The following is a 9,681-nucleotide window of genomic DNA, read 5'->3' as shown; positions in this document are numbered from 1 at the left end:
TTCTATCCAAATTTTTCGTCTGGGTAGAATTCTATTTAATCTTACAATCTACCAAAAATAAAAAAATAGAGCAGAAATGTTCTGTTTTTTTATTTTGGGTTTGACAGAATGCCAATTAATCGTAAGCTTAAGACTGTTAAGCTTAGAAAGACAAGCAAATTTAGGGAGATTATTATGAAGAAAATTAAAATAGCTATTTGGGGAATTAACGTTGTTTTAATTGCAATTATTCTTTTTCTAGTTTTGGGAAACGGCTTCAAGAATAATGACAATAAAAATAATTACAGTACTTATACTGTTCAACGTGATAATACTAATTATTTCAATGGTATTGTCCAAGAAACGGACAAAAAGGTAGTCAGCGACGAGCCTAAGTCAGAAGACGAAACTTTAGTCGCAACACGTGTTACAAATGGTCAGCACGTAACTAAGGGTCAGGTGTTATTCAGCTTTTATAAAGATATGAGTAGTGATATCAGTAGTGTTAACGCCGAGATTCATCAGGCACAATTAGCCATTCAAGAGTACAATTCGTCAGATAAAAAGACGGATGATCAGATTGAATTAAGCAAGAATCAAGAAATGTTGACAGAAGCTCAAGCTAAATTAGCTAAACTTAATCAAGCACAAAATCGCCAAGTGACTGCGCCAATTGATGGTACTTACTACAAGGACGATTCTGGTCGTGAGTTCATTTATGGTGCTCCTGTTATTCAAGGTAACGTCAACGAGTATAGTCTAGATAAAATTAAAGTTGGTGACGATGTAACAGTAGTTGAGAACGATGGAACTAAAATTTCAGGAAATTATGAACAGAAGGATAGCATTCCTTACAGCACACATAATGTTTCCTATTATCATTTCCGCGTTTCAACAGACGAGAAATTGCCATACGGGATGCATGTTCAATTGAAGACTGAATCAGATGGCTATAAGATTCCGGAAAGTGCTGTTTGGTCAGGTGATACAGTTTATCTTTTGAAGAATAATAAGAAACATAAACGTATTCTTACCATGACGAAAAAAGGTCACTATTACTATGTAATGGACGGAATTAAAACTGGCGACAAATTAGTTTTGAAATAGGACGGTGGAGTAATGCTAAAGGTTACTAATATAGGTAAAGCTTATGGCAAATTCACTGCTCTAGAAAATATCAATCTGGAAGTAGCCGATGGAGAGTTCCTGGCTATTATGGGCCCTTCTGGATCAGGTAAATCGACTTTGATCAATATCCTAGGATTGTTGGATCAAAGTTATACTGGTGAATATTTGCTAAAAAATAAGAATTATAAAACAGTCAGTGATAACTTTCTGTCACGAATCCGAGGCGACCAATTGGGATTTGTTTTTCAGAATTTTAAACTATTGACGACTTATAATGTCTACGAAAATATTGAAATACCGCTTATTTATAGTAAGAAAGAACAGAATAATAAGCGTGAATTAATTGAAGACGTGATAGAAAAAGTTGGTTTGAAAGGTAAAGAAAAGAATCGTCCTTCTGAATTATCTGGGGGTCAACAACAAAGAGTTGCGATTGCCAGAGCCATTGTCAATCATCCTAATTTGGTGATTGCTGATGAACCAACAGGTGCCCTAGATTCGAAGACTAGTAAGGAAATCATGGATATCTTTACTAAACTAAATCAAGATGGCACGACAATTATCATGGTAACTCACGATAGTGAAGTAGCTGAATACGCCATGAGAACTGTATATATTCGTGATGGTCGTCTATACAACGATGAAAAGAGCGTGAAAAAATCATGACAGATAAAATTTTGATCGCTTTTAAATCAATTGGGAAGAATAAGAATCGTAATTTTCTAACTATGTTAGGAATCATAATTGGAATTGCCAGTGTTATTTGTATTTTGGCAATTGGGGATGGCTTTGCACATACTGTGACTAAAGGTATGGGTAATCATAATACTCGTAACAAAGTCGTTATTATGTACCAACCAACCACAGATGATAATACTGATGGAGGATTCACTAATAATGATGAAGCCGTTTTGGAGAAAATACCTGGAGTTGAACAGGTTAAATTAGCTAGTAGTGTCGTTGAAGCGGGTGCTAAAGCTCAATATAAGACTAAGAATGTAACAATGAGTTTGAATAAACAACCCAAACATTTGAAATTAGTAAAAGGTGATTATTTTCAAATGAGTGGGGCTTCAAACGGAGTTTATATTTCAGAAGATTTGGCTCACAAATTATTCAAAAAGAATGTGCTAAACCGTTTGATTTCAATTGATGGCACAGTTTTTGTTGTTCAAGGAATTTATCACATCAGTGATATGAATTATCGTCCAGATGCTTATGTTTCTAAGACAATCTTTAAGCAACTCTTTGCTAATCAAATTTCCAAAGATGAAGCTCGTTTGTCAGTTGAACCTAAGGCTAATAAGAAGTGGATCGGCAAAAGAGCAGTTAAACAGATGAAGAAGATGGGTGAACAAAAGAATATCGGTACCTATAAGGTTTCTAACCCAGATCAAGTAAGTAAACAATTCACAAAAATTTTAAATGATATTACTTACTTCATTGCCTTTATTGCTGGAATATCATTATTGATTGCTGGTATTGGAGTTATGAATGTAATGTACATAACGGTGTCGGAACGCCGTAAAGAAATCGGGATACGTCGAGCTTTTGGTGCTACTTCGAATGATATAAGAAATCAATTTTTGATTGAAAGTGTTGTTTTATGTGTAATTGGGGGAGTTATAGGAATTATTTTCGGATACTTATTAGTAGCGATAATTAATGCATTCTTACCATTCAAAGCCGTTATAACGGCTTATGCATTAATTCTCTCCTTATCAGTATCGACTGCAGTTGGATTGATCTTCGGATTCATTCCATCAAATAAAGCTGCTAAATCAGAATTAGTAGGACTCTTGAAAGAAGAATAGGGGAAAATATGAAAAGATTATATGAATTAGATAAGGTGTCACGCTTCGGGATATTCCTGATATACTTCTTTATGACAGTTGCCAGTATGCTAGTGACTGATTCTAATTTGAGCCAGATGCCAGCAATGGGTAAGTATTTGAAATTAGTTCTCTTTGCTTTAGGAGCATTGATAATTTTTGCAGTTATCTATGGTTTGTTTGTCCTATTGTTAAAGAATAATAATAATTACAAACCAGCTTTATTAGTTAACATGGCGCTATGTTTGGCTCTAGATGGATTGTTGTCAGCAATAGTTTATCTTATTGCTGGTAAAAGTAATATTTGGGTCAACGGGATTGTTGGGTTTATTAGTTTAGGTGGATTAGCACTTCTTAACTGGAAGACTTTAGAAGTACCACAGTCTGATAAAATCAAAATCACAGTTTTAACAGCAATCGTGTTTGTTCTGTCATTATTTTAAAAGGTGAGATAAATGAATGATTATTCGCAAATTAAAACAGAGTTAGATCGTTTAGATATTCAATTTCAATTAATCGAACATCCAGCTGTTTTTACGGCTGAAGAAGCTGATAAATATGTTGCCAATATTCCTTGTATGAGAACTAAGTCATTATTTTTAACCGATAAGAAAAATACGGATTATTACTTAGTTTTTGTAAAAGATAATCAGCGTTTGAATATGAAAAAATTTGCCCAGATAGTAGATAAGAAGCATCTCAAATTTGCGTCAGATCAATCTTTATTAGAAAAATTGGGAATTAAATCAGGCTCCGTTTCTATTTTTAGTTTATTGAATAATGAAGCTAAGGATGTACAAGTTTATTTTGAAAAGTCAGTTGTAAGTGGATTACCATTGACCTTTCATCCGAATGACAATACGAAAACAATGTTGTTAAAACCAGAGGATCTATTCAAATTTTTGAAGAGTATCGGATTTTCTTATCAAATAATTGAATTGTAAAAAGTCAGGACAGATTGTCTTGGCTTTTTTGCTACAGTCAGTCCATGAGATAATGCCTACAAAAAATTCCGAAGAATATTGCGCTGGACAGTTTCAAAAATTAGTTGATAAAAATTTTTCCTTATGAATTTCTAACAAATAATTCTGTATTTTATATAAACAAAAAGCGGTACAATAACGCTTTCTTCCATGCGATAATTGGTGCGAGGAGAAAATGCGATGAGAAAAACACTAATGATTTTGACCTTGTTAGTATTCGTATTACCGCTTTCCGCGTACAGTGTTAATACAATTAAGAATTCTTTGCATCATGATTCTAATACTAGTTGCATTACGATAAAAGAAAACCAACGTAAATGGAGAAGACAAACTGCTAAGGCGAATATTATTCATAGCGAAGGTAATGGCAGGGAGAAAGTTCCTGTTGGAATATCTTTAGATGATTTGAAAAATTATAACCAAGCTGTCATCGAGGGAACTATCTATAATCTGGAGAAAATGCGAAGTCCACAAAGTATGGCTTACACCAAGGCTTCAGTTCATATTGATAAAGTTATTAGTGGCGACAAGTCCTTGAAAAATAAGATCGTCTATTTAGCTTTAGATGGTGGTTTAGTCTCATTCGATGATTGGTATAGTGAAAGTAAACATAAAGCGTATGGTCACAATATGTTGGTTAAAAATGATGAATTTCCTTTGCCAATAATTGGATCCAAAATTATCACAGGTTTGATTCCTAACAACTTGGATGAACCAATTGAACTGAATAATGATTTAAAACGAAGTGGTTTTACTAGTAAGAATTCCTTTACTATCAATACACCACAGTATAATTTCTGGGTAAAAGGACCTAATGCCAAAGAGTATCGTTTAAATAATCCGACATTACGTAAAAAGAACATTAATGGTGATTATTTGGTGGAATCTTTACAGCAATTGACCAAAGAAATTAATAGAAAATTTAACGATGAGAAGCCAAAAGAGCACCAGTAATCATAGATTACTGATGCTCTTTATTTAGTTGTTCATTAATTCATTTAGCAATTCTTTAGCTGACTCGTGAAGACTATCTTTAGATTTGTCATAACCTAGGTGGGTATAAATTTCGCCAACATAAACTTTATCTTGATAGAGCTTATTGAAGACTTTATCGATGATCGGACGTGTACGTTCCTCTTCTTGTACTGGTCCAAATGGATTAGCAAAGAAAGTTGTACTCATTCCGATTTCGTCAGTTGTTCCTAAGGCCTTACGTTTTCCAGAAATGAAGGTAGCCTTAGCTTTTTCTTCATCGGGGAATTGATGCAAACCGATTTCAGCATCGTAATTGTTAGCGTAAACCCACATGTCGATAGAATGATGCTCAACTACGTGTTTATAGGTATTGGCTGGTAAAATTACTCGAGCATTTTTTAATTCTGGATTCAAGTAGATGCCTCGATCCATATTATTGAATGCTACAGAACTGCTCAAATCATCAAGACGGACAAAGGCACCTGTTTCAGTACCTTGAGCGTAAACATTACCTTTTTCATCAAAGGCAAAACTACCCATGTCATCAAAAATTGTTTCGATATTAATGATTTTATCATCGGCTACCTCTTGAAGAGCTTCGATTGATTCAGACTTGCCAGCACCGGAATCTCCAAAAAAGACAACTGATTTAGTTTTACCATTTGAAAAACTAATTTTGACCATCGAGCCGTGAATTGGTAAGTGATTTTCGTAAATCATGTGGAGATTATGAAGAGTTAAACACATCTTCTTCATATAGCCAAAATAAGTTGTTTTATCGTTATAAGGGACTTCACCGATCCAAATATTGTTAGCTTCATCATGATAATAATGACTGACGTCACCTTCAGTTTTATTTAAACCGAATAATAGAATTTCATCAGGCTTTTGACCAGCGATACTTTCCCTGTCGGCTACTTCAAATAAGTTAGCTAGAGCAATGCCACTAACAAAATAATCACGATGGAAGTAAATGAAAGTCAAACTTTCACCAATTTTGGCGGGGAAGCAATACCAGTCCTTTTGAGTACCGTCGAATTTTTCAATAGGATTATCGAATACTTCACTGAAAGTACCTTCACGTTTATTACTCTTAGTGTGCATCATCATTGGTGGACGAAGCATTAAGGTATCTAAAAACCTGATGCTTTCGAGTGATTGATACTTTTGAGGAGTATCCCATTTAATTGTTTGTGTAAGGACACAGGCATTAGTTCCGGCATTTACTTGTCGATAAGTGCGATTAGTAAATCCTTGAAGTTTTTCCTCAATAGCACGGTAAAGATGAATAACGACCTCATTAAAGTGATTATCAATATTCATAAAGTCGCTTTTAGCAATGGCACTATCGTGTTTATTGATCAAAGAAACTCTGAAGTAGGAACGATAGTATGAATAAAAATCTTCAATACTTTTCAGAATTTGCTCATTATCATATTTTTCATAGTTATCTTTATCGTCGATCAAAATGGCTTTCAAAATACTGATATAAGTTTTGGCATCTAAGCCTTCGACCTTGTTGGTAATGGCTAATTGACTTTCGTCTAAATATAAATGAACGAGATTGTAAAAGCCTTGGCTATTAATTAATTGAAAAACATCTTGAATGTATTCCTCATTATAATTAATCACAGCAACTGAACGATCTGGATTTATGTAAAAGGCATTAGATTCAATAGCCTTGGATGATAATTCTGACATACTAGGTTCTCCTTTCAATTCATGAACTTAAGTAACATTTTATATTAATTCTCTGTAAATCGATAGTATAAAATTAAAACGAATTTAATGGAAATCCTATTTTGTGACTGATTTGTAGGCAAAAAGCTATGGAGATTATTTTTATTCGAAGAAAAAAATTATTTTATTAGAAAATATGTAATACTATCAAAACCCTAAATAAAAATAAACAGCATCCATTTAGAAGCACAATATAATGTGCCAATTCTAAATGGATGCTGTTTTAAGTTTCTGGATTATTTGAGACAAATAACAATTTGATTGATTATTCACCTAATATTTGGCTGTAACTTGTAACGGTATTAATACCATTATCACGTTCAAGCATTGTTAAACTGGAATTCTTAGGACTTTGTGTTAAGTCAAATTTACCATGACCATAACGCTCTGTAATAGAACGGATAGTTGTTCCATGTGTAACTAGTAGAATCTTGTCACCATCTTTAGCAATTTGATCAATTTTTTCAAAACCGCGATCAACTCTAGTCCAGTATTCTTCAGCATTTTCAGCATCATGGAATGGATCGGCTTCTTTCATGAAATCTCTTGTAGCATCAAGTCCATATTTGGAAAGGATATCACCAAAAGTTCTTTCACCATGTGGTTGACCAACGATGAACCAAGCTTCAGAAGAATTCATACCTTCGAAGTAGCCGTAGAATTGTTCTCTGAATTCCATTAATTTAGTGGGATTAAGTTGTTCACGGTTTTTATTGTCATCAACGATCAACTTGCAAGTGTCAATTGCTCGACGTGCGTCTGATGAAAAAGCAGCATCAAAGTCAACATCTTTTAAAGCTTTAGCAGCTTTCTTAGCAACTTCTAGACCCTCAGGTGCAAGGGGAGTATCAGACCAACCTTGCATTTTATTGTATTTATTAAACCAAGTTTTACCATGGCGAATCATGTAAATTTGGTATTTAGCCATTAGTGCCCTCCTCAAAGTTTGTAAGTTAATTTTACTACACTAGAGAAGAGATTGATTGTATTTTGTAACTCGGTTAACACCATTATCACGTTCTAGCATTGTTAGACTGGCATTTGCCGGTACGTCATTTAATTCAAAATCACCGGCTTTGTAGCGATATGCTAATCCTAAAATAGTAATACTGTGAGTCACTAATAGAATTTTGTCACCATCTTTGGCAATTTGATCAATTTTTTTAAATCCACGTTCGATTCGATTCCAATATTCAGTGGCATCTTCAGCATCATGTAGTGGATCAGCTTCTTTGACGAAATCCATTGTTGCATCAAAACCGTAATTTTGAACGATTTGAGCGAAACTTTTAGCATGATGTGGTTTACCAATGACAAACCATGACTCATCAATTCCACGGCCTTCGTAGAAACCATAAAATTGTTCTCTAAATTCTGACAGTTCTTGGGGTACTAGGTCGTTTCGGTTTCTTCTGGTAATAATCCGACAAGTGTCAACGGCACGCTTCATATCTGAAGTCAGTGCTGCTGCAAAATTCACATTTTTCAAGGATTCAGCAGCCTTTTGGGCAACTTCAACGCCATCGTCGGTCAATGGTGTATCGGACCAACCTTGCATTTTTTGATATTCGTTATACCAAGTTCTTCCATGTCTAACTAAATAAATTTGATATGCCATTATACATGCCTCCTAGTACAACAATTCTACTATAAACGAAGCTCATCTTTAGTAATTTTGCTTGTGATTGTGTAAAGTAAACTTATGAGTGGATTTGGAGGTAATCATATGAAAGTAGCTGTGATTGGAGCAAACGGTAAGGAAGGTTCTTTAATTGTTAAAGAGGCAAAAGGGCGTGGGTTGGATGTCACTTCCATTGTTCGTGATAGCAAAAAATCGCCAACTGATAAGTATTTAGTTAGGGACGTCTATAGCTTGACAGCTGATGATGTTAAAGACTTTGACGTATTAGTCGATGCTTTAGGCTTCTTTGGCCCTAATGTTAAAGAATATGTACCAGCCACGAAACATTTAATTGAAATTCTAAATGGTAGTAAAACAAGATTATTGGTTGTTGGTGGAGCAGGATCACTCTATCTTGATTCAGATCATACCAAACAACTTTACGAACAAGATGATTTTCCTGAAGCGGTTAAGCCTTTGAGTGAGGAAATGGGCAAGTCGTTGGATGAATTACGTCAAAGTTCAATTAATTGGACTTTCATTAGTCCAGCTGCCAGTTTTGATGCTAAAGGTGAACGGACAGGTAAGTACGTTTTAGCTGGTGAGGAATTGACCCTTGATAAAAATGGTAAATGTGAGATTAGTTATGCAGATTTTGCAATCGCTATGGTTGATGAAATCGTTAATGCAAAACATCAAAAAAAACGCATTAGCGTTAGATGGTAGGTAAAAAATGAATATTCTTGTAACTTATATTAGTATGACAGGACGCAATGAAAAGATTGCTAAACATCTTGTTGATTATTTGGAAGAACACAATGCTGATGTGACTCTCGAACAAATGATTGAAACAGATGCTTTTGCATTGGACAGTTATGACGCCGTTATAGTAGAAACTTATACTTATAACGATGGTGAGATTCCAGATGAAGCGCAAGATTTCTATGATGATTTAAAAGATGTTGATTTGAATCATACCAAGTTTGCTGTTTTAGGTTCTAGTTCTAAACAACATCTTCATTTTGGACGTGCAGTCGATTACTTTACGATGCAACTTAATTCCAGCAATGGTGAGCAAGTTGCCGATTCAGTGAAGATTGATCAGGATCCTGATGAAGATGATTTTAGAAGGGTGGATCAATTAGCAGATTATGTTTTAAAGAGTTTGAAGTAACAAATAGGCGCGATAATCAAAATTGATTATCACGCCTATTGTTTTATACGTAATTTTGAAATTCAGTTTTGTTATGAACTTTTTCAGAGAAATCAGTAAAGATTTGTTTTGGGTAGATTGTAAGATTAAATAGAATTCTACCCAGACGAAAAATTTGGATAGAAAAAGGGCAATGGACCCGGTATTGTTTTAAGTGGATGTAAGCTGATTCCTGAGACAACTTTTAAGAGAGGGTATAATGAATAAATC

11 protein-coding genes are annotated in these 9,681 nt (G+C 34.4%); 8 read left to right on the top strand and 3 right to left on the bottom strand.

Annotation, left to right across the window (positions count from 1 at the left end; translation table 11 throughout):
* Positions 1-174: 174 nt before the first annotated feature.
* The 6 genes from FD33_RS09355 to FD33_RS09330 all read left to right on the top strand — a co-directional run bounded on the left by FD33_RS09355 (position 175) and on the right by FD33_RS09330 (position 4,876).
* Positions 175-1,086, top strand: coding sequence for an efflux RND transporter periplasmic adaptor subunit (locus tag FD33_RS09355; protein WP_025085977.1), 912 nt, complete (start codon positions 175-177; stop codon positions 1,084-1,086).
* Positions 1,087-1,098: 12 nt separating this feature from the next.
* A complete protein-coding gene (locus FD33_RS09350; RefSeq protein WP_025085978.1) occupies positions 1,099-1,773 on the top strand; it encodes an ABC transporter ATP-binding protein in 675 nt (224 codons plus the stop codon).
* Entirely contained in the window at positions 1,770-2,921 is a 1,152-nt protein-coding gene (locus FD33_RS09345; RefSeq protein WP_025085979.1) for an ABC transporter permease, read from the top strand. The genes FD33_RS09350 and FD33_RS09345 overlap by 4 nt, the downstream gene beginning before the upstream one ends.
* A gap of 8 nt (positions 2,922-2,929) precedes the next feature.
* Positions 2,930-3,382 carry a hypothetical protein gene (locus tag FD33_RS09340; protein WP_025085980.1) on the top strand — a complete coding sequence of 151 codons (453 nt, stop codon included), beginning with the start codon at positions 2,930-2,932 and terminating at the stop codon, positions 3,380-3,382.
* A 12-nt stretch (positions 3,383-3,394) separates the two neighbouring features.
* The gene (locus FD33_RS09335) at positions 3,395-3,883 is read left to right on the top strand and encodes a prolyl-tRNA synthetase associated domain-containing protein (protein ID WP_025085981.1); all 489 of its coding nucleotides are present in this window, start codon (positions 3,395-3,397) and stop codon (positions 3,881-3,883) included.
* 219 nt (positions 3,884-4,102) lie between these two features.
* Positions 4,103-4,876 (top strand): hypothetical protein, encoded by a 774-nt coding sequence (locus FD33_RS09330; protein ID WP_025085982.1) that lies wholly within the window; start codon positions 4,103-4,105, stop codon positions 4,874-4,876.
* A 24-nt stretch (positions 4,877-4,900) separates the two neighbouring features.
* Here the strand turns inward: FD33_RS09330 and FD33_RS09325 are convergent, their stop codons facing one another.
* The 3 genes from FD33_RS09325 to FD33_RS09315 form a co-directional block, all read right to left on the bottom strand.
* Positions 4,901-6,598, bottom strand: coding sequence for a phosphoenolpyruvate carboxykinase (locus FD33_RS09325; RefSeq protein WP_025085983.1), 1,698 nt, complete (start codon positions 6,596-6,598; stop codon positions 4,901-4,903).
* 304 nt (positions 6,599-6,902) lie between these two features.
* Positions 6,903-7,565 carry a histidine phosphatase family protein gene (locus tag FD33_RS09320; protein ID WP_025085984.1) on the bottom strand — a complete coding sequence of 221 codons (663 nt, stop codon included), beginning with the start codon at positions 7,563-7,565 and terminating at the stop codon, positions 6,903-6,905.
* Positions 7,566-7,604: 39 nt separating this feature from the next.
* A complete protein-coding gene (locus FD33_RS09315; RefSeq protein ID WP_025085985.1) occupies positions 7,605-8,255 on the bottom strand; it encodes a histidine phosphatase family protein in 651 nt (216 codons plus the stop codon).
* A gap of 108 nt (positions 8,256-8,363) precedes the next feature.
* On the opposite strand from FD33_RS09315, the gene FD33_RS09310 reads away from it, so the two are divergent.
* Entirely contained in the window at positions 8,364-8,984 is a 621-nt protein-coding gene (locus FD33_RS09310) for an NAD(P)-dependent oxidoreductase (RefSeq protein WP_056955934.1), read from the top strand.
* Positions 8,985-8,991: 7 nt separating this feature from the next.
* Positions 8,992-9,432: a flavodoxin domain-containing protein gene (locus FD33_RS09305; RefSeq protein WP_025085986.1), complete on the top strand. Its 441-nt coding sequence runs from the start codon at positions 8,992-8,994 to the stop codon at positions 9,430-9,432.
* The last annotated feature ends 249 nt before the right edge of the window (positions 9,433-9,681 follow it).

The organism is Companilactobacillus paralimentarius DSM 13238 = JCM 10415 (assembly GCF_001434985.1).
Classification (GTDB): Bacteria; Bacillota; Bacilli; order Lactobacillales; family Lactobacillaceae; genus Companilactobacillus; species Companilactobacillus paralimentarius.
This window is presented reverse-complemented; position numbering and strand designations above follow the sequence as displayed.